Genomic DNA, 19,205 nt, shown 5'->3' on the forward strand with positions numbered 1-19,205 from the left:
CTACGCGGACAGTGGTGTTCTCCGATGTGGATTCACTGCTCAGAGATCGAGGACCAGGCGTTTTCCCGCGCAGCGCGAGACGCACGCCAGTGTGACTCCCGCGGCGTGTTCGTCGGGGGTCAGCGCGCCGTCGCGATGGTCGGGTGTGCCGTCCACGACGCGGACCACGCAGGTGCGGCAGAAGCCCTGGCGACACGAGTAGGGCTGGTCGGGGCGCACCGCCAGCAGCGCGTCGAGCATGGTCTGGTCGGCGGCGACGGGGACGACCTCGCCGGTGCTCGCCATCTCCACCTCGAACGCGGTGCCGTCGACAACCGGTGCGGGGGAGAACCTCTCGGAGTGGAACTCGATGCCCGGCATCGTGCGCACCGCGGCGACGAGGGCGGCCGTCATCGGGGTGGGTCCACAGCAGTAGATCGCCGTGTCGTGGTCGACGCCGTCGAGAAGATCGGTGGCACTCGGCGTTCCGTGCTCGTCGTCGGTCCGCACCACCACGTGTCCGGCGAGTTCGGCGAGCTCGTCGAGGAAAGGCAGGGTGTCGCGACTTCGCCCGCAATAGACCAGGGTCCAGGCGATGCCGAGCCGGTCGGCGGCACGGGCCATCGCCAGGATCGGGGTGATGCCGATGCCGCCAGCGACGAAGTGCAGCCGTTTCGCCGAGGAGCCACGTCCGGGCGGCGCGAACGGGAACGCGTTGCGTGGCCCGCGGATCACCAGCGCGGTCCCGATCGGCAGCTCGTCATGGATCTCGATCGACCCGCCACCGCCGTGCGGGATGCGACGCACCGCGATGCGGTACTCCCCGGTCTCGGCCGGGTCGCCGCACAGCGAGTACTGCCGTAGGCGGCCGGACGGGAGTTCGATGTCGATGTGCGCGCCCGGCGCCCACCGGGGCAGCTGCGCACCATCGGGGGCGCGCAACTCCAGATTGATGACGGCCTGATCCTCGGCCACCAACAGCCGGTCGGTGACCACCACCGGGAAGCGAGCGTCGTCGGTCCTGGTGAGGATGGGACGGCGATTGATCAACGTCGACCAGCGAATGCGCAGGTTGGCCACGGCGTCGATCGCCCTGGTGGTCGGATCCTGATCGTGCTTGCCGTACAGGTCCGGCGGGATCACGGTGGGCGCGGGATGAACGGTCACTGTGCCGCCGCCCTGGCCGCAGGCGACTTGGCGAGATAGGCGATCGCCTGTTCGGTCGACCCGACCGACGCCGGGTCGTAGCGCGGGTTGAACGTGGACCCGGCGCTGATCAGCAGCGCAGGAATACCTGGCAGCGCTCCGCGCCACATCGCCCCGAGGATCTTCCAGATCAGTTTGGGATAGCCCATATTCGGCAGTTCGGGATCCTGATTGACCAGGAATTTCGTGCCGCGCACGAGCAGACTGAGCAGGATCGGAATGACGATCAGCATCATCCCCGCACGGCGCAGGTACCCGGCCCCGAAGTAGATCGCGACGTCGTGGGCGACACTGCGGTGTTCGACCTCCTCGGCGCCGTGCCAGCGGAACAGGTCGAGCACGCGCGGTTCGGCACCGTGGGATTCCAGGTCGGCGTTGAGAATCCAGTCACCGAGCCAGGCGAAGAAGTGCTCGAGGCTGGCGATGAACGTCAGCCGTTCGACCAGGCGGGTCTGTGTCGCCTGCGGGGTGCCCTCGCGCGCGCCGAGCGAGTTACGGAAGACGTATTCCATCTGGCGGGTGTAGGGCGCGGTGTCGATGTGGTGAGCCGTGAAAACCTGGTCGAGCACCTTGGCATGGGTCTCGGCGTGCATCGACTCCTGGCCGATGAACCCCAGCATGGCTTCGCGTACCTTGGCGTCGCGCACGTAGGGCAGCGCATCGCGGTAGGTGGCGCAGAACATCCGCTCGCCCTCGGGCAGCAGTAGGTTCAGCGAGTTCACCAGGTGCGAGGCGATCGGCTCGGACGGCATCCAGTGCAGTGGTGCCGAGGTCCAGTCGAACTTCACATTGCGGGCCTGCAGGGCGACGTCAGGTGCGCGCACGGTCCTGGGCGCGCGACGGAACGGGCGTTTCATCGGGTCTCCTGTGCGAGGGGAGCGGAGTTGTCGTGGCCGGCGCGCAGGAACTGTCCGGTTCCCCAGTCCGCGCCGATGCCGGGCGTCACTTCGCCGGCGCCGAAGACCCGGCGGCCGTTGACGACGGTCGCGACGACGGCGCGGTCGTTGCGGTTCACCATGCGGTCGAGCCCGAACTCGGGCAGTGCGGCTTCGTGGAGCTGGTGCACCTCGTCGTCGAGCCCGGCGGGGTCGATCACGACCAGGTCGGCCCGGTCGCCCTGACGCAGGTGGCCCGCATCGATCTGATACCAGTCGGCGAGCTCACCGGTGAGCCGGTGGACGGCACGTTCGGTGCTAAGGAACGGCTTGCCGGATTCCTGTGCGCGCAGCACCCTTTCGAGCAGGCGCAGCGGGAAGTTGTAGAACGACATGTTGCGCAGGTGCGCGCCCGCGTCGCCGAACCCCATCTGCACGCCGGGACTGGCGGCGAGCTTGTTCAGATAGTCGGGGCGGTCGTTGGCGATCGTGGTGCGCCAGCGCAGCGCGGGACCGTATTCGACCACCATGTCGAGGTAGGCGTCGACCGGGTGCAGGCCACGGTCCTTGCCGACCTGGCCGATCGACTTGCCGACCACTGATTCGTCAGGGCAGGCGATGATCTCGGCGTCGAAGAAGTTGCGGTGCCAGATGCGGGGGGTGAACTTGTTGTCGTACTGCTTGCGGAACCAGCGACGGTACGGCTCGCTCTGGAGCAGTTCGTTGCGTTCGACCTGGTCTTTCAGATGCAGGGCCGCGGCACCGGCGCCGAACTCCTCGAACACCACCAGGTCGATGCCGTCGGCGTAGACGGTGAACGGCACGGGCAGGTGCTGCCACCGGAAGTTGGTGCGGGCGAACCGATTCAGCAGCGGCGCGGCGTAGAGCATGAACCACACCAGCGGCGGGTAGGCCTTGGAGTCGGCCGCCGACAGCAGCGAGGTGCGCAGCCTCGGCCTGCCGATGCCGGCGCTGGCGAGGAAGAACTTGGCGATGTTGGGATTCAGGCTGACCGTCGGGGCGCTCTGCAGAACCCGGCCGCGCTTGCGCAGCACCTTGTTGAGCGCGCGCACCTCTTTGCCACGCGTGTAGGTCGACGGCAGCGACCGCGACCGGTATTCGTCGCCGTCGATCTTGTCGAGTTTGTTCGTCATCGATGACAGTCCGAGGAAGCCCGCGTCGACCGCCGATTCGAGCAGGGTGGTCATCTGCTCGATCTCGGCAGCGGTGGGTTTGGTGTCGCGGGTGACCGCGCGGCCGAGCCCGAGCACATGGGTGCGCAGATCGGAGTGCCCGAGGAACGCGGCGACATTGGGTCCCAATGGCAGCGAGTCCAGTGCCTTCGCGTACTCGCCCGGATCCGACCAGGTGCGGTGCTTGTCCAAGGCGTCGTGCACCGCATCACGCGGCACGGCTTCGACGCGGCTGAACAGATCCGCGCAGTCGGCGTTGGACGCCAGCACGGTCGACAGCGAGCAGTTACCGACGACGACCGTGGTGACGCCGTGGCGCAGCGACTCCGACAGCTCCGGCTTGATCAGCATCTCGGCGTCGTAGTGGGTGTGTACGTCGACGAAACCGGGCAGCACCCATTTGCCCTCGGCGTCGATCACCTCGGTGCCTGCGCCGATCGGCAGCGGATCGACGGAGACGGCCGCGACGATGCCGTCGCGGATGCCGATATTGCGCTGTGCGGACGCGGCTCCGGTGCCGTCGAACCAGAGTCCGTCGGTAATGACGATGTCGAAGTCGAGCATTGGCTTTTCTCTCATTCGTCGTTACTTGGGCTGGGCCTGGATGAACGCGTCGGCGTATTCGGCGATCGCGGCGGGGTCGGAGTAGGGCAGCCAGTGCCCGCGCGGCAGGTCGTGGCGGATGACCTGATCGGCCCACTTCGCGGTGTCGTCGTAGCTCGCGGAGCGCACGGCGATGTCACGGGTGTTGACCAGCAGTTGCACCGGCACGGTCGTGCGGCGTTCCCGTGGCCCGAACATGCGGGCGATGATGTTGGCTTTGTAGAAGCGCAGCCCCGAGATCATGTCCTGCTTCAGCGTCGGTGCCAGCGAGATCTGATCAGCGGGCGTGCCCTCCACCACGCGGAGGAACAGCTTCCAGATCTTCTCGGTGCCGACGAGCCGGAAGAACAGGCCCGGCAGGATCGGCAGCATGAAGAAGGTGGTGTAGGCCGAGGACAGGCACTGGCTGAGCGTGCCCCAGATCCCGCGCGGGGTTCCCGACAGCACGCCACCGCGCATCCAGGTGGCGAGGTGGTCCAGGTTCGGGCCCGAGATCGAGGTGAACGACGCGACGTACTGGTTCGCGCCCGGCTCACACACCGCTTCCCAGATCTGGACCGAGCCCCAGTCATGGGCCACGACGTGCACTGGTTCGGTGGGGCTCACGGCCTCCACCACGGCGAAGAAGTCGGTCGCGAGTTTGCTCAGCTGGTAGGCCGAGACCTGGGTCGGCGCGCTGGACTCGCCATAACCGCGGGTGTCGTAGGAGATCACCCGGTATTTGTCCGACAACAGCGCCACGACGCCGTCCCAGAGGTGGTGGGTGTCGGGCCAGCCGTGGACGAGGACGACCGGAATGCCGTCCTCGGGTCCGAATTCATAGACCGCCAGCGAGATGTCGCCGTTGCGCACCAGATGTGTTCTGGATGACGCTGCCCCGGGATGGTCGTTACCGGTTTCGCGCGTCATACGAGACTCCTTTCCCACGGGGCTACGTTGCTCCGTGCACGATCAATAGTACCGTCGGTACCATTGTCTGGTACGCGTGGTACCAGGAATATATTGAGGATCTGGAAGGTCGCTGTCAACAGGACCCCTGAGTCCGCCCGCGATACGGCGGCCGATCCATCGCCGAACGCCGCTATCCTGGCCGTACGCGAAGGGCGGATCAGGGAGAACAGTGACTACATCGTCTAGACCGGTTCGCCGGTCGCCCGTACGGTTGCTCACCCGCGAACAAGTCATCGCGGGTGCGGTGCGGTGCATCGACCGCGATGGACCCCAGGTGAGCATGGAAACGCTCGCCCGGGAGATGGGTGTTGCCAAACCGCGTCTGTACCGCATGTTCGCCGATAAGTCCGAACTCGACGGCGCGGTCTCGGATTGGCTCGTCGCGCAGATCTACGCCGCCGTCGCGCCGGATCTTTCGCTGATCATGCAGCCGCCACGGGCCACGATCCATCGGTTCCTCACTGCCTACGCCGGGGTCATCGCTGAGCACCCCGATGTGTTCCGGTTCCTCGTCCTCACCCAGAGCGTGTCGAGCGCCGACCCGTCCGCTCGGCCATTGGACATCGGTCGGCGCCTCTCGCACGATCTGGCCGAGCGCAGCCGCAGTGTGCTGTCCTCGGTCGCACTCGATACCGACGGTATCGATCATCTGCTGCGCGGCATCGTCGGTTTCGTCATGGCCGTCACCGACCTGTGGCTCGACACCGATCCCGTCCCGCGTCCGGAACCGACGGCACTGTTCGTCGATCGGACAACCAATGCCGTCGTCCAGTTGTTCGACGGCTTTCTTCGAGAGAAGGGCCTCGTCATCGAGCCCGATATGTCGGTGGCGGCGACCTTGGCCACTATCACCGAAAACGCACCGTCCCTCGACTGAGGCCCGGCCGCCTCCGCGCGAATCCGCGGAGGCGGCCGTCGGCGCTGGGTCAGACCTTCATCTCGTAGGTTCCGGCCAGGGCGCGTGCCTTGCCGAGCACGCGCTCGAAACGAGCGTCGTCGAACACGGGACGACGAACCAGGTCGAGGGCCCGGCGCTGCTGGGTGGGGGTGGCGGTCGGCTTGTTGTGCAGGTTGAGCGCGTTCGCGGAGAAGGTGCGCACGAATCCGTCGAAGATCTGGTCGATCACCGCCGGATCGGTGCCGTCGATGCGCGCCTGCTCCAGCACCAGCTGCGCGTAGGGCACCGCGGTGAACAGCTCACCGAACGCGAACAGGAAGTCCACGTCCTGCTGCTGCGACGATGTCGGTGCGGCAACCGCGAGCAGGGCCTGCAGCGCGAGCACCTGCTCGAGGAACATCGCCACGTTGGGTACCTCGCGGAAGCTCTCGAAAACCGGTCGCCAGTCCGCGAAGCGAATCCGGCCGAGACCGCTGCTCGGGCCCTGCCGGAACAGGAACTCGTCGTCGGCGGTGTCGTGCCGCGATGGCACCGGAGCGTAAGCGGCACTGGCGAATTCGGCGCGCAGCGGCTTCACGACCGCGCCGAGGCGCGGGGTGATCTTGCGACTCGACCAGCTCAGCGCACCGGCGACCGCGCGGGTGGTTCCCTTGGATGCCACCGAGGCACCCGGCAGCGACTGCATCGCGGCCAGGCCCGCGTCGGCGGGGTGGAACATGTAATTGGCCATGAACTTCAGCGACAGCGCCATGTTGACGTGGACGGTGCCCTCGAGCCGGGGCAGGCCGAACATGGCCGTCATCGCGACCGGGAAGTACATGTCGTTCTCGAACCCACGCGCGGCGATCACGTCGGCGAGGTCCTCGATCACGCGCTGTCCCTGGCGGGTCACCGACATCTTCTCGATGGCGTTGAACAGCAGGTAGCGACGATCGTCGGGCGATGCCGAACGCATGTAGTCCACCGCGCGGGCGCTGTAGAGCTTCATCGCGGCGATGCGCGCGTAGGAATCGGTGATCAGCGCCCGGACCTGGGGGAACTCGGTGACCTTGTGCCCGAACAGAATCCGGTTCTCGGCGTGGTTGATCGCCTCGTAGAAGGAGTGCTCACAGGCGCCGACCGCACCGAAGCCGAGGTTGAACTTGCCCACGTTGACCGTGTTCATCGCCGCGTGGAACGCGTCCTCGCCGCGGTGGAGGATGTCCTCCTCGGCGACGGGGTAGTTCTCCAGATCGAAAGCGGCGACATAGATCTGGCTGTTGACGACATTCTTGCGCAGCTTGTACGCCTCGTGCTGGGAGTCGGCGACGAAGAAGAGATACCCCTCGTAATCCTCCTGAGTCGGCTTGCCCCGCAATGCCGCTGCGCTGTCGATGATCGGCTTGTCCGAACGACGGCCGAATACCGACACCATCGAGGCCAGGTTGCCGTTGCCGATGTAGTACTTGCCGCCGGTGGCGGTGTAACCACCGTCGGGCTGCGGGTCGACGATCATGTCGGTGGAGTACACGTCGGCGCCGTGCTCCTTCTCCGACAGGCCGAAGGCGAAGATCTCACCGGAGTCGAGCTGCGCGGCGGCCTTCTGCTTGGCCGCGGTGTTCTCGCTCTGCCAGATCGGGCCGAGGCCCAGGATGGTGACCTGCCAGATGTACCAATAGGTCATGCCGTAGAAGCCGAAGATCTGGCTCAGCATCGCGTTGCGTGCGGTATCCCAGCGCTTGTCCGGGTCACCGCCTGCCTCGGCCGCCGGAGTGAGGAAGGTGGCGAACAGGCGCTCGCGCTTGACGAAGTCGAGGAAGTCCGACGGCCAGACGCGGGATCGATCGTCATCGAGCAGCTGGGTCTTGCCGCGGGTCTCGAACCAGTCGACCGTCGCGCGCAACAGTCTGCGCGTCTGCGGATCGAACTGGGCGAAGTCGGCGGTGTTCGGGTTGAAGAAATCCTGGGGCATCGTCGCTCCTCCTGCGGGCGTCCGGCAGGGTCGGGACGCTTCATTCGTCACTGTAGCATTTTCGTACATCGATGTAGGAACACCGGATGGGTTGCTATTGTGGGCTCATGGTTAGCGAGTCGGTAGTGCAGCGGCGAGGGCGGGCCGCGCACCTCGGCCCCGAGCGGCGCAGGCCGCAGGTGCTCGACGCGGCTCTGGCCATCGCCGCCGACGACGGCGTCGCCGCGGTCACGATGGGCGCGGTCGCGGACTACATGAAGGTGACCCGCCCGGTGGTGTACGCCTGCTTCCCGGATCGGGTCGAATTGATCGACGCGCTGATCCAGCGCGAGGAGAGTTTCCTGATCTCCGGTGTGCTCGACGTGCTGCCGCCGCGCGCGACCGACGCCGACGAGACGGTCTTCGTCGAGGGGTTCCGCACACTGCTCCACAAGGCCGCCGATCGTCCCGACGCCTGGCGACTGATCTACGGCAACCCCGACCCCGCGGTCGCCGGCTCGTTCGGTCGTGGTCGGCGGCTTGCCGTCGAGCGCTGCACGGCGCTGCTGCGTCCGACCCTGCAGGCATGGGGCATCAACGACGCCGAGCGTAAATTACCCGCTCTGGTGGAGCTGTGGGTGTCGGCCGCCGAAAGCGCGGTCCGAACCCTGTTCGCCAACCAGGACGAGTGGAATCCCGATGATCTCGGCGCCTTCGTCGGCTCGGCCGTCTATCGGGCCATGCGCGGCGCGTAATGCCCGCGCCGTAAGCGGCGCGTCTCGATGAACGGTGGCGCGGCTGTTCGCTGACCACAGTTCGTCGACACGTCCGGTCAGTGGGTGGGTGAGGGGGTCCTGCTGGGCGAGCGCACACTGTCGAGGAAGTCCGCGATCGTCGCCCACGTGGTGTCGCGGGCGGCAGGCCCCGCGATGATGCCGAGGTGGCTTCCCGGGACCTCGGTGAAGCGAACCTCCGAGGCGCCGGTGAGGACCCCGATGCCCGCCGCGACGGACGCCGACGAGGCCAGGGCGTCCTTGGTGCCGCCGATCAGCTGCGTCGGCGCGGTGAGTCCGGTCAGATCGATCGCGCGATCCGGACCCAGATGCACTGTGCCCTTGAACATTTCGTTGCGGATGATCAGTTGCCGGTACGCCTGACGATAGAACCGGCCCGGGTAACCGGGCATGGTGTCCATGAACCGATCCACCGATTGCATGCGGGCCAGTGCTTCGGTGTCGGCGATATTGCGGGCGATGTACCAGGGCTTGGTGAGTTCGCGGTCGATCGACTGGATGCGGAAACCGGCCCGCACCCCGTACTTCGGCACGCCACCGGCGACGCGCACCGGAAAGGTGACCTCGCGACCGCCGGTGAGCTGTCCGAACCTGCGAGCCACCGAGATCTGGCCGTTGCGGCGCTGATCGAACGGGGTTCCCACCGCGGTGACCGACCCAATCGGCAGGTCGGGGTGCCCCGCGGCGGTGAGCACGCTGATGGTGCCACCGAACGACCAGCCGATCAGGTCGACAGTGGAGTGATCGTTGTCCGTGCTCACCGCGTCGATCGCTGTCGGCACGATGTCGTCGACCCACTCCTCGAAGCCGAGATCGCGGTCCGCGTAGGTGATCTCGCCGTAGTCGAGCACATAGACCTCGCGCCCCAGGTCGAGCAGGAAGCGCACCAGGCTCTGGCTCGGCCGCATGTCGTAGCAGGAGATCGTCACCGCGAGCGGCGGCACGAGCAGCACGGGATCGCCCGTGGCGGGGGTGGAGCGCCGGTAGCGCAGCAGCCTGCGGTGCGGTTCGTCGTAGACGATGTCCGACGGCGTCGGCGCGTACGGCTCGACACCGTCGCGCAAGAGTGCGACCGCGTTGCGCAGTGCAACAGACAGGGGGCCCATGTGAATTCTCCGGATACGTCGCGACGACAGGAGAAAACTATGTGTAACTCCCCGTATCACCTTATCTGTTCTCGCGGAGTCATCCGAATCCGCAGGTAAACCACTGCTGGGCGGTCACCGGAACAACGTCGACGCCCCGTTCGAGCACGTATCGAACGGGGCGGATCGGGAACTTCGGCGGCAGCGGTGTCCGCCGCCGTTCGCGGCGTGGGTCAGGGTTTGCGGGCGACCGCGCCATAGGCCGAGATCGGGCGGACCTCGCCGACCTGGGTTGCTTCCGGGCGCCACTCGGTGATCGAGACGACGCCGGGTTCGACGACCTCCAGACCGTCGAAGACGCCGCGGATCTGGGCCTGTGGGCGGGGGACGTACGGTGTGCCGCCCGTGCCGGTGTAGTTCTCGCACAGGGTGACGTAGGCCTGGCTGTCGTCGGTGCCGTCCCACATGATCAGGTAGCTGCCCGACGGTACCTCGCCGACGACCGTGCGCACGATGCGCAGCAGGTCGTCGTAGGTCTTGGCGTGACCGAGAACGCCCATGAACATCACGGCGATCGGCTCGTTGAAGTTCAGCACGTTGCGCGCGTCGGCGACGATCTGCTCGGGATTGTGGAAGTCGGCGTCGATGTAGGTGGTGACGCCTTCGTCGGTGGTGCTGGTCAGCAGTGCGCGCGCGTGGGTGAGGACCAGTGGGTCGTTGTCGACGTACACCACGCGGGCGTCGGCGGTGACACCCTGGGCGACCTCGTGGGTGTTCTGCATCGTCGGCAGCCCGGTACCGATATCGAGGAACTGGCGGATGCCGCGTTCCTTGGCGAGGAAGCGCACGGCCCTGATCAGGAACTGCCGCGACTGCACGGCCATGGTCGAGATGTCCGGGTCGACCGCGAGCCCGGCGTCACCGGCGATTTTGTCGATCTCGTAGTGGTCCTTACCGCCCATCCAGTAGTTCCAGATCCGTGCCGAATGGGGGATATCGGTCCTGATCATCGGGGTCTGCACGTCGGACATGAGCCTTGCTCCTCTGTAACTTGACAGTGGTGCGCCCGCCCAGGGAGAACCACCAGCGACATAGCATCTGATCTGGCTGCGACAGTACAAGATTCCCGCCGCGCCGACAGCTGGACGCCGTGGATATCCCGGCTGAGGGCGGTGGAAGGCCGAGTTCGCGTTGCGATCGACATTCCAAGTGTTCACTGCGACGAACACGTTCCGCCGGTAGCATCGCTAACGGACCGTAAGGTCTAGTCCAGCAAGATGTTTCGTTGCGATCGCGGAGAACCGGGGTCCACGGGGCACCGGGTGATCGAGAGGTTTCACAGTGGAAACGGTGACGAATCGGGTCGTAATGGATCCGACTGGGCAAGATATTCAGGGCGAGATCGTCGAGATCAGGGCGCACGGTCCCGCCACCAGGGTCGAGTTGCCGGGCGGGGTACAGGCATGGTCGATCACCGATGCCGCGCTGCTGGAGAAACTGCTCATCGATCCCCGCGTCTCCAAGGACGCCGGCCAGCACTGGCCCGCGTTCGTGGCCGGTGAGATCCCCCCGGATTGGCCGCTGTACCTGTGGGTTTCGGCGCCGAACATGTTCACCGCCTACGGCCCCGATCATCGCAGGCTGCGCAAGCTGGTAGCGCCCGCGTTCACCGCGCGCCGCACCGAGGCCATGCGCGGACAGGTCGAGCGCATCACCACCGAACTGCTCGACGAGCTGGCCCAGACCCCGGCCGGTCAGCCGGTGGACCTGCGCGAGCAGTTCGCGTATCCGCTGCCGATCCAGGTGATCTCGGAGCTGATGGGCGTGCCGGAATCGCTGAACCCCGGGCTGCGGACGTGCATCGACGGCATCTTCGATACCTCGCTCACCCCGGAGCAGTCGCAGGCCAATTACATGGAGATGTACCGGATCCTCGGTGAATTGGTGGCACTTCGCCGCGAACAGCCCGGCGACGACATCACGAGCCTGCTGATCGTCCAGCGCGACGAGGACGAGGGCCAGCTCACCGAGGAAGAGCTTGTCGGCACCCTGCTGCTGGTGATCTCGGCCGGTCACGAGACCACCGTGAATCTGCTCGACCAGGCCATCACCGCGCTGCTCACCCGGCCCGATGTGCTCGAGCGCGTGCGCGCAGGCGAGATCACCTGGCCCGATCTGGTCGAGGAGACACTGCGATTCGAGTCGCCGGTCGCGCATCTGCCCTTGCGTTTCGCGGTGGACGACATCGAGATCGACGGGGTGCGGATCGCCAAGGGTGACCCGATTCTGGCGAGCTACGCCGGTGCCGGTCGTGATCCGAAGCTGCACGGCGAGACCGCCGACGAGTTCGATCCCACGCGGGAGAAGCAGTCGCACATGGCGTTCGGCTACGGTGCCCACCACTGCCTCGGTGCTCCGCTGGCCCGCCTCGAGGCGCTGGTGTCGCTGCCCGCCCTGTTCGAACGGTTCGCCGACCTGAAGCTGGCCGCTCCCGTGACCGAACTCGGCACTGTGCCCAGCTTCATCTCCAACGGGCACCGCCACCTGCCCGCTTACGTGCACGGCGCGTAGCACCGAACTTGCTCGGCCGACCCGGTCGGTCGGCCGAGCAAGGGGTCAGTTACCGGGCACCACCAGCGGGGCCATGCTGGGGAACACCACCGGCAGCCCGGCCAGCGCCCGGTGGAACGGACCCGGCCGCCAGACCAATTCGTCCGCTGGGACCGCCAGTTCGAGTTCCGGCAGCGCGTCGAGGAGCTGGTCGATGGCCTCCTGGGCGATCAGGTAGGCCGGGGACTTCGCCGGGCAGCCGTGCGGGCCGGTGCTCCACGCCAGGTGCGCGCGATTGTCGAGGAAATCGCCGGTCCCGATCGCGGGATCGTTGTTGCACGCGGCCATGCTGATGACAACAGGCTGATGCGCGGGCAGCCACACGTCGTCGACCAGGATCGGCTGACGAGGATAGGTGGTGCAGAAGTTGGCCATCGGCGGGTCGGTGTAGAGCACCTCGTCGAGGGCGTCGCGGGTGGACAGGCTGCCGCCGAGCAGGCTGCCCGCGAAACGCTGATCGGTGAGCATCAGCCGCACCGTATTGAGAATCAGATTGAGCATCGGCTCGATCCCCGCGCCGTACATCGTGAGCACCTGGTTCATCAACTCTTCGTCGGTGAGCCGCTGCGGATGCTGCACCAACCGGGTCGTCACATCGTCGCCGGGCTCGCTCTGCTTGAGCCGCACCAGGTCGTAGAGCGCGTCCTCCATCATCTGCGTGCCGCTGGCCGCGGTGTCGCCGCCCTCGAACATCTGCCCCATGCCGGTCGCGATGTGCCCGCCGATATCGGCGGGCACACCGAGCATCGCGTTGATGGTGGCGAAGATGACGGGAAAGGCATACTGGCTCAGCAGATCCGCGCTGCCGTCGGCGCAGAAGGAGTTGATCACCGGCATCGCGATCTGCTCGACGGTGCGGTGCAGCTGGTACAGGTCGACACCCGCCAGGCCCGCGACGGTGACCTGCCGGTGGCGCGTGTGCTCCGCGCCCGCGGTGCGAATCGCGTTGGGGCGGTAGCGCATCATCGGAAGCACCGGGCAGTCGGCGGGGATGTCGCGCTGCCACATCTTCGGGTCGGCGGGGAAATGGTCGGGATCGTTGAGAATCTGTACCGCGGTGCGGTAGCCGATCACGAGGGTGGCGGGGACCCCGGGCACCAGGTCGACCGGCACCAGCGAACCGAAGCGGTGCCGCATGGCGCGGTAGGTGCTCTGCGGATCGGCCGCGAACTCCGGTGAGTACAGCGGCACCCGGTCCTGGCCGCTACGCGAGTCCGGCGAAACATCCAGTGTCACAGCGTGTACTCCTGAGTCGACGATCGGTGCCTCGGCGACGCGCCGAGTTCGTGGCCGACCCTGGCGGCCAGCTCGTTCATGCGATGGGCAACGAGCGCGAGGTCGACATCGCCGGTCGTGGCGACGCCGAGCAGGGTGCCCGCGCCCGCGGCCGTGATGAGGACCATGCCCTCGTCGTATTCGGTCATGTTCTGGCGCACTGTATTCGAGAGCCCGCCGCAGAACTCGCCGAGTACCTTACCCAGCGAGCGCAGCCCGCACGCGGCGGCCGCGAATCGCTCCGCGTCATCGGTGGTGATGGAGCCTGAATGCGCCACGCGTAGGCCGTCCTCGGATAACAACACCGCGAAGCGGACGCCGTCGAGAGCCAGGTCGTCCAGCAGCCACGCGAGGCGGTTGGTGCTGTTGGCGATCGGAGTACTCATCAGCTGTCGTGCCCTTTCGTCGAACGCGCGGCCGCGGCGCGACCGTGTCGGGAGCCGCTGTGCCAGGCCGCGGCGAGCTCGGGGCGGGCGAGCGTCTCCGCGGTGCCCGCGCGCTCGTCGACCGGGGCGACGGCGCGGCGGGTGCGCTTGGGCAGCCCACCGGTGGTCCGGTCGTACTCGGCCACCTCCGGCTCGGGCGCCGGCCTGGTGATCTCGGAAACGGGTTGTGGTGCTACCGGTTCCGGTGCCTCGGCGTGTTTGGGCCGGTGCACCTCGGTGGCCGCGACGAGCAGGGCGGCGGGAACGAACACCATCGCCCTGGTGCCGCCGTAGATATTGGGTCCGTCGACATAGGCGGCGAAGCCGTAGCGGCGCGCGAGCGCGGCGACACCGGGGAACCCGACCCGCGGTGACGGGCCGAGCGCGTTGATGTCGACGACACGTTCACCCGAGAGCACCTGGCGTGCCTCCTCCATCTGTTCGCGGCTCATCCGCACGCCCGCGTCGTCGATGATCACGGTGACGCCGTGGTGGCCCTGCTGGTAGGAGATGTCGACGAACGAGGACGGCGGCGAGTAGCGCAGCGCGTTGTCGAGCAGGGTCGCGACCGTGTGCACGAGCGGTTCGACCGCCCGGCTCATCACCACCAGTTCGCAGTTGCCCGTGCGCACACGCAGATAGTCACGCACGCGGCCGGTGGCGCCGCCCACCACGTCGCCGACGGTCTGCTGTGGCCAGCGCCTGCCGGGCAGCCCGCCCGAGACGATGACGTAGGCCTGGGCCTGGCGGATCATCTGCTGGACCGTGTGGTCGATCCGGGTGAGCGTCGCGTAGACCTCGTCGTTGCGGTTCTCCCGCAGCGCGTTGCTCACGACCTGGCCGACGTCGGCACCGAGACTGACCACGGTGGTACCGAACGCGCGCACCGCGTTGCTGGTGGCGGACCGGGCGTCGGCGGCGACCTGGGCGCGTGTCGCCTCCTGTGCTGCCTCGACCTGCGCCGTGGTGTGGTCTTCGGCGGCCCGTTCGGCCAGTGCCGCCTCGTGTTCTCGCGCACGCAGCTCGTCGTCGTGGGCGAGTGACATCTGCGCCATCGCCGCGTCTTTGGCTTGGAGGTCGCGCTCGGCCACCACCAGGCGGGCGCGGATCTGACGTTCGTTGCGCAGCGCCTGGAGCGCGACAGCGACCGCGCCGAGCAGGACGAGGGTTGCGATGGAGAACAAGAAGACCGCGAGCGTCGGAGTCATCGGTTCCTTTGTCGTTTGTACCGACCGAAGAGCCGTGGTGGCCGGGTCCTCGCCGGTCTCTCCGACGAGACTTCTCGCCGATACCTGCCCTCACACCATCTGCGCCGCACCATGATTCGGCACCGCGCGCGCGAGTTCGGTCGAGTCCGGGCTCGCTGCCCGGCGCTTCGGCGATGCGGACACGTTAGCAGTGCGAACCGGCGAGTGCACGAAACGGGTTGCTGCAGAACGTGACTCGCATTGTGCCGAAGCGGATGAATCGAGACCGCGGGTTTACCCTCGCCGTGTACGGTTGAACAGATCCAGGTCAGCCGTGGACCAGCGGCGACCAACGCGTCGTCGCCGCACTCGGCCTCGAGTCACCGGCTCTCATTCCTTCTCTCGTTTCCCCGCTGCGGCGCCGTCGATCGATCCGAGGAAGAATCCGCATGACCAGCGATCTCGACGACGACCCGTCCGACATGACACCCGCCGACCACGAGGAAGAAGACCCGACCGTCCACTGGCCCGAACCGAGCCCGCTGCAATCGTGGTGGACCGACATCATGGGCGCGAAGAAGCCGCGCCGGTTCGGCCAGCAGAGCTGACTCACCCAGCACGACCCACCAGGGCCGCACCGTTCTCGGTGCGGCCCTTGTCGTGTTCGCGCCGTATTCCCCGGGGTATTGACCTGGACGCCGTGTCCAACATAAATTACATGGACACCGTGTCTCAGGTATCTGGGACACACGGCACACGGGAGTGCGTTCATGACACAGAAGGTGTTCGTCGTCGGCGTCGGCATGACGAAGTTCGAGAAGCCGGGTTCGCTGGAGTGGGACTATCCGGACATGGCCCGCGAGGCGGGGACCAAGGCGCTCGCCGATGCCGGAATCGACTACGACCAGGTCGAGCAGGCCTACGTCGGCTACGTGTACGGCGAGTCCACCTCGGGCCAGCGCGCGGTCTACGAGCTGGGGCTCACCGGCATTCCGGTGGTCAACGTCAACAACAACTGTTCCACCGGGTCGACGGCGCTCTACCTCGCGGCACAGGCGATTCGCGGCGGGCTCGCCGAGTGCACGCTCGCGCTCGGCTTCGAGAAGATGCAGAAGGGCTCGCTCGGTTCGACCTACGACGACCGCGAGCAGCCGATGATGAAGCACCTGCTGGCGCTGGCCGAACTCCAGGAGTTCGCCATGCCGCCCGCGCCGTACATGTTCGGCGCCGCGGGCAAGGAGCACATGGAGCTCTACGGCACCACCGCCGAGCAGTTCGCCAAGATCGGCGTGAAGAACCACAAGCACTCGGTGAACAACCCGTACGCGCAGTTCCAGCAGGAATACAGCCTCGAAGAAGTCCTCGAGGCGAAGCAGATCTACGGCCCGCTCACCAAGCTGCAGTGCTCGCCGACCTCGGACGGTTCGGGCGCGGTGATCCTCGCGAGTGAGGACTTCGTCGACCGGCACAACCTGGCCGATCGGGCCGTGGAAATCGTCGGGCAGTCGATGGTCACCGACCTGCAGTCCACCTTCACCGACCCGACCGCGATCAACCTGGTCGGTTCCTCCATGTCGCGCACCGCCGCGCTGAAGGTCTACGAGCAGGCCGGAATCGGCCCCGACGACATCGACGTCATCGAACTGCACGACTGCTTCTCCACCAACGAACTGCTGACCTACGAGGCCCTCGGCCTGTGCGCGCCCGGCGAGGGTGGTCGGCTCGTCGACGACAACGCCACCACCTTCGGCGGCCAGTGGGTCGTCAACCCGTCGGGCGGCCTGATCTCCAAGGGACACCCCCTCGGCGCGACCGGGCTGGCCCAGTGCAGCGAACTCACCTGGCAGCTACGCGGCGACGCCGACGCCCGTCAGGTCGCCGACGCGCGAATCGCCCTGCAACACAACATCGGTCTCGGTGGCGCGGTCGTGGTGACCGCCTACCGCCCCGCCGTCCGCTGAACATCCCCACCGAATCACACCAGGAGTAACCCATGGCATCTGTGTCCGTTTCCACCGCACTTCCCGTCGCCCCCGAGCTGGCGTGGGCCCGGCTGAGCGATCTCGCCAACTGGGAGGAATGGCTGACCATCCACCAGGGCTGGCGCGGCGATCTGCCCGCCGAGCTCGCCGCGGGCTCGCGTTTCACCGAGGTCGTGTCGGTGATGAACATGGCCAACAAGATCGAGTGGACCGTCGCCGAGGTCGTCCCGAACTCGTTCCTGCGCATCACCGGTGCCGGAATGGCCGGCGTCACCATCGAATTCGTCCTCAAGGTGGAGGCCACCGATACCGGCTCCTCGGCCGCGTTCGACGCGAGCTTCAAGGGTGCGATGATCGTCGGCCCGATCGGCAAGGCCGTGGCCAAGCACGCCGAAGCCGATCTGAAGGAGTCGATGGGCAAGTTCACCGAGCTCGTGGGTTCGGCCGCATGACCACCTCGGAATCGGCCGGAGTCGTCTTCGACGGCTCCGGCCTGGGGGAGTGGACCGACGAAGAGCGGTTCTCGGTCACCGCCGAGCGGATCGCCGAATACGCCGCGGCGACCAATGATCCGATCCCCGCGCACCTGTCGGGCGAGATCGCGCCGCCGGTCTTCGCGGTGGTGCCGGTATTCACCTCGATGGCGCCCGCCGCGCTGTCGGTCGCACCGGTGGAGCTGCTGATGAAGCTGGTCCACGGTGAGCAGGACTTCCTGTTCCACCGGCCGATCCGGGCCGGTGACGAGCTGGTGGTGCGGGCCAAGCCCATCGGCTATGTCGGCCGCCCGAACGGTTCGACCGTGGTCGTCTATGCCGAAACCCGGGATTCGGCAGGCGAACTCGTCAACGAGCAGTGGCTGACCGCGTTCTTCCGCAAGGTCGACGCGGGCCCCGGTGAAGGGGAACTCGCGCCCGCCCACCGGATCACCGACGAGGATCGGGCAGCTGATCCGGCCGCGAAGGTCACCGCCCACATCGACGAGGACCAGACCTTCCGCTACTCACCGGCCTCGGGTGATCCGATGCCGATCCACCTCGACGACGAGATCGCCCGCATGGCCGGGCTTCCCGGCATCATCAACCACGGTCTGTGCACTATGGCGTTCACCTCGTGGGCCGCGCTCACCGAACTCGCCGACGGCGACACCGCGCGCCTGCGCAGGCTCGCCGTGCGGTTCGCCAAGCCGGTACTGCCCGGCCAGGACATCACCACCACCTTCTGGCCCACCGAATCCGATGATCCCGGCGTGCGGGCCTACGCCTTCGAGACCGAAGCCGCGGGCCAGATCGCGATCACCGACGGCCGCGTCGAAATCAACTAGGAGACAAGACTCATGGGAAAACTCGACGGTCGCGTCGCGGTCATCACCGGTGCCGGTCGCGGCATCGGCCGCGAACACGCGCTGCTGTTCGCCCGCGAAGGCGCCAAGGTCGTGGTCAATGACCTCGGCGGCGCCAACGACGGCACCGGCACCGACTCGGGCCCGGCCCAGCAGGTGGTCGACGAGATCGTCGCCGCCGGCGGTACCGCGGTCGCCAACACCGACAACATCGCCACCTGGGACGGCGCGAAAGCGCTGGTCGACCAGGCGATCGGCGAGTACGGCACCCTCGACATCGTGGTGAACAACGCGGGCATCCTGCGCGACGCGTTCATCGCAGGCATGGACGAGTCGCAGTGGGATTCGGTCATCGCGGTGCACCTCAAGGGCCACGCCGCCACCCTGCACCACGCCGCGGCGTACTGGAAGGCGCAGTCCAAGGCCGGTAACCCGGTGTCGGCCTCGGTGATCAACACCGCCTCGGCCTCCGGCACGTTCATGCCCAACGCCGGACAGGGCAACTACGGTGCGGCCAAGGCGGGCATCGCCGCGCTGACGCTGGTCGCCGCCGACGAGCTCGAACGGTACGGCGTGCGCGTCAACGCGATCGCCCCGATCGCGCGCACCCGCCTGACCCTGGCCACCCCCGGTATGGGCGCGCTGTTCGCCGCCGAGGTGCCCGAGGGCGAGTTCGACGCGTTCGCCCCGGCCAACATCTCCCCACTGGTCGCCCACCTCGCCGAGGCCGACTGCGCGCTCACCGGCAAGGTGTTCGCCGTCCAAGGCGGTGCGATCGTCGAACTGGCCGGCTGGCACGACGTGCGCACCGTCGAGACCGACGGACCGTGGACCATCGACGAGGTGGCCGCCCAGCTGAAAGAGACCAACTAG

At 67.1% G+C, this 19,205-nt stretch carries 18 protein-coding genes; 8 read left to right on the top strand and 10 right to left on the bottom strand.

What is annotated here, in order from left to right; all coding sequences use genetic code 11:
* Positions 1-39 precede the first annotated feature (39 nt).
* Genes ACFWPK_RS29560 through ACFWPK_RS29575 form a run of 4 tightly spaced genes read right to left on the bottom strand, consistent with a single transcriptional unit; the run spans position 40 to position 4,765 of the window.
* Entirely contained in the window at positions 40-1,146 is a 1,107-nt protein-coding gene (locus tag ACFWPK_RS29560) for a PDR/VanB family oxidoreductase (protein ID WP_378921303.1), read from the bottom strand.
* Positions 1,143-2,042 (bottom strand): metal-dependent hydrolase, encoded by a 900-nt coding sequence (locus tag ACFWPK_RS29565; RefSeq protein ID WP_378921305.1) that lies wholly within the window; start codon positions 2,040-2,042, stop codon positions 1,143-1,145. Before ACFWPK_RS29565 ends, ACFWPK_RS29560 begins: the two co-directional genes overlap by 4 nt.
* Positions 2,039-3,817, bottom strand: a complete 1,779-nt coding sequence (locus ACFWPK_RS29570) for an amidohydrolase family protein (protein ID WP_378921351.1) — start codon at positions 3,815-3,817, stop codon at positions 2,039-2,041. Before ACFWPK_RS29570 ends, ACFWPK_RS29565 begins: the two co-directional genes overlap by 4 nt.
* A 21-nt stretch (positions 3,818-3,838) precedes the next feature.
* Entirely contained in the window at positions 3,839-4,765 is a 927-nt protein-coding gene (locus tag ACFWPK_RS29575) for an alpha/beta fold hydrolase (RefSeq protein WP_378921307.1), read from the bottom strand.
* A 286-nt stretch (positions 4,766-5,051) separates the two neighbouring features.
* Here ACFWPK_RS29575 and ACFWPK_RS29580 point away from each other — a divergent pair, with 286 nt between their 5' ends.
* Positions 5,052-5,684: a TetR/AcrR family transcriptional regulator gene (locus ACFWPK_RS29580; protein ID WP_378921353.1), complete on the top strand. Its 633-nt coding sequence runs from the start codon at positions 5,052-5,054 to the stop codon at positions 5,682-5,684.
* 49 nt (positions 5,685-5,733) lie between these two features.
* Here the strand turns inward: ACFWPK_RS29580 and ACFWPK_RS29585 are convergent, their stop codons facing one another.
* On the bottom strand, positions 5,734-7,656 hold the full coding sequence (locus tag ACFWPK_RS29585; protein ID WP_378921309.1) for an acyl-CoA dehydrogenase family protein: 1,923 nt from the start codon (positions 7,654-7,656) through the stop codon (positions 5,734-5,736).
* Positions 7,657-7,763: 107 nt separating this feature from the next.
* On the opposite strand from ACFWPK_RS29585, the gene ACFWPK_RS29590 reads away from it, so the two are divergent.
* The gene (locus ACFWPK_RS29590) at positions 7,764-8,390 is read left to right on the top strand and encodes a TetR/AcrR family transcriptional regulator (protein WP_378921311.1); all 627 of its coding nucleotides are present in this window, start codon (positions 7,764-7,766) and stop codon (positions 8,388-8,390) included.
* 77 nt (positions 8,391-8,467) lie between these two features.
* Here the strand turns inward: ACFWPK_RS29590 and ACFWPK_RS29595 are convergent, their stop codons facing one another.
* Both ACFWPK_RS29595 and ACFWPK_RS29600 read right to left on the bottom strand, forming a co-directional pair.
* Positions 8,468-9,535 carry an alpha/beta hydrolase gene (locus ACFWPK_RS29595; RefSeq protein ID WP_378921312.1) on the bottom strand — a complete coding sequence of 356 codons (1,068 nt, stop codon included), beginning with the start codon at positions 9,533-9,535 and terminating at the stop codon, positions 8,468-8,470.
* Between the two features lie 212 nt (positions 9,536-9,747).
* Positions 9,748-10,545 (bottom strand): SAM-dependent methyltransferase, encoded by a 798-nt coding sequence (locus tag ACFWPK_RS29600; RefSeq protein WP_378921313.1) that lies wholly within the window; start codon positions 10,543-10,545, stop codon positions 9,748-9,750.
* A 337-nt stretch (positions 10,546-10,882) separates the two neighbouring features.
* Here ACFWPK_RS29600 and ACFWPK_RS29605 point away from each other — a divergent pair, with 337 nt between their 5' ends.
* Positions 10,883-12,085, top strand: coding sequence for a cytochrome P450 (locus ACFWPK_RS29605; protein WP_378921355.1), 1,203 nt, complete (start codon positions 10,883-10,885; stop codon positions 12,083-12,085).
* Between the two features lie 45 nt (positions 12,086-12,130).
* Here ACFWPK_RS29605 and ACFWPK_RS29610 read toward each other — a convergent pair whose 3' ends face one another.
* The 3 genes from ACFWPK_RS29610 to ACFWPK_RS29620 are packed head-to-tail and all read right to left on the bottom strand — an operon-like array spanning position 12,131 to position 15,032.
* On the bottom strand, positions 12,131-13,354 hold the full coding sequence (locus ACFWPK_RS29610) for a cytochrome P450 (RefSeq protein ID WP_378921357.1): 1,224 nt from the start codon (positions 13,352-13,354) through the stop codon (positions 12,131-12,133).
* Positions 13,355-13,356: 2 nt separating this feature from the next.
* Positions 13,357-13,785: a roadblock/LC7 domain-containing protein gene (locus ACFWPK_RS29615; protein WP_378921315.1), complete on the bottom strand. Its 429-nt coding sequence runs from the start codon at positions 13,783-13,785 to the stop codon at positions 13,357-13,359.
* Positions 13,785-15,032, bottom strand: coding sequence for a sensor histidine kinase (locus ACFWPK_RS29620; RefSeq protein WP_378921317.1), 1,248 nt, complete (start codon positions 15,030-15,032; stop codon positions 13,785-13,787). Before ACFWPK_RS29620 ends, ACFWPK_RS29615 begins: the two co-directional genes overlap by 1 nt.
* Before the next feature lie 428 nt (positions 15,033-15,460).
* Here ACFWPK_RS29620 and ACFWPK_RS29625 point away from each other — a divergent pair, with 428 nt between their 5' ends.
* The 5 genes from ACFWPK_RS29625 to ACFWPK_RS29645 all read left to right on the top strand — a co-directional run bounded on the left by ACFWPK_RS29625 (position 15,461) and on the right by ACFWPK_RS29645 (position 19,205).
* On the top strand, positions 15,461-15,619 hold the full coding sequence (locus ACFWPK_RS29625; RefSeq protein WP_378921319.1) for a hypothetical protein: 159 nt from the start codon (positions 15,461-15,463) through the stop codon (positions 15,617-15,619).
* Positions 15,620-15,781: 162 nt separating this feature from the next.
* Positions 15,782-16,972: a lipid-transfer protein gene (locus tag ACFWPK_RS29630; RefSeq protein ID WP_378921321.1), complete on the top strand. Its 1,191-nt coding sequence runs from the start codon at positions 15,782-15,784 to the stop codon at positions 16,970-16,972.
* 32 nt (positions 16,973-17,004) lie between these two features.
* A complete protein-coding gene (locus ACFWPK_RS29635; RefSeq protein ID WP_378921323.1) occupies positions 17,005-17,445 on the top strand; it encodes an SRPBCC family protein in 441 nt (146 codons plus the stop codon).
* Positions 17,442-18,314 carry a MaoC/PaaZ C-terminal domain-containing protein gene (locus ACFWPK_RS29640; RefSeq protein ID WP_378921325.1) on the top strand — a complete coding sequence of 291 codons (873 nt, stop codon included), beginning with the start codon at positions 17,442-17,444 and terminating at the stop codon, positions 18,312-18,314. The genes ACFWPK_RS29635 and ACFWPK_RS29640 overlap by 4 nt, the downstream gene beginning before the upstream one ends.
* A 12-nt stretch (positions 18,315-18,326) precedes the next feature.
* Positions 18,327-19,205, top strand: a complete 879-nt coding sequence (locus ACFWPK_RS29645; RefSeq protein ID WP_378921326.1) for an SDR family oxidoreductase — start codon at positions 18,327-18,329, stop codon at positions 19,203-19,205.

Source organism: Nocardia sp. NPDC058519, assembly GCF_042719755.1.
Lineage (GTDB): Bacteria > Actinomycetota > Actinomycetes > Mycobacteriales > Mycobacteriaceae > Nocardia.

Bases quoted from the DNA above. Each gene is read 5' to 3' on its own strand.
- ACFWPK_RS29635 (WP_378921323.1), top strand. From the start codon at position 17,005: ATGGCATCTGTGTCCGTTTCCACCGCACTTCCCGTCGCCCCCGAGCTG.
- ACFWPK_RS29625 (WP_378921319.1), top strand. From the start codon at position 15,461: ATGACCAGCGATCTCGACGACGACCCGTCCGACATGACACCCGCCGAC.
- ACFWPK_RS29620 (WP_378921317.1), bottom strand. From the start codon at position 15,032: ATGACTCCGACGCTCGCGGTCTTCTTGTTCTCCATCGCAACCCTCGTC.
- ACFWPK_RS29615 (WP_378921315.1), bottom strand. From the start codon at position 13,785: ATGAGTACTCCGATCGCCAACAGCACCAACCGCCTCGCGTGGCTGCTG.
- ACFWPK_RS29595 (WP_378921312.1), bottom strand. From the start codon at position 9,535: ATGGGCCCCCTGTCTGTTGCACTGCGCAACGCGGTCGCACTCTTGCGC.
- ACFWPK_RS29565 (WP_378921305.1), bottom strand. From the start codon at position 2,042: ATGAAACGCCCGTTCCGTCGCGCGCCCAGGACCGTGCGCGCACCTGAC.
- ACFWPK_RS29585 (WP_378921309.1), bottom strand. From the start codon at position 7,656: ATGCCCCAGGATTTCTTCAACCCGAACACCGCCGACTTCGCCCAGTTC.
- ACFWPK_RS29570 (WP_378921351.1), bottom strand. From the start codon at position 3,817: ATGCTCGACTTCGACATCGTCATTACCGACGGACTCTGGTTCGACGGC.
- ACFWPK_RS29645 (WP_378921326.1), top strand. From the start codon at position 18,327: ATGGGAAAACTCGACGGTCGCGTCGCGGTCATCACCGGTGCCGGTCGC.
- ACFWPK_RS29640 (WP_378921325.1), top strand. From the start codon at position 17,442: ATGACCACCTCGGAATCGGCCGGAGTCGTCTTCGACGGCTCCGGCCTG.
- ACFWPK_RS29600 (WP_378921313.1), bottom strand. From the start codon at position 10,545: ATGTCCGACGTGCAGACCCCGATGATCAGGACCGATATCCCCCATTCG.
- ACFWPK_RS29605 (WP_378921355.1), top strand. From the start codon at position 10,883: ATGGATCCGACTGGGCAAGATATTCAGGGCGAGATCGTCGAGATCAGG.
- ACFWPK_RS29590 (WP_378921311.1), top strand. From the start codon at position 7,764: ATGGTTAGCGAGTCGGTAGTGCAGCGGCGAGGGCGGGCCGCGCACCTC.
- ACFWPK_RS29575 (WP_378921307.1), bottom strand. From the start codon at position 4,765: ATGACGCGCGAAACCGGTAACGACCATCCCGGGGCAGCGTCATCCAGA.
- ACFWPK_RS29630 (WP_378921321.1), top strand. From the start codon at position 15,782: ATGACACAGAAGGTGTTCGTCGTCGGCGTCGGCATGACGAAGTTCGAG.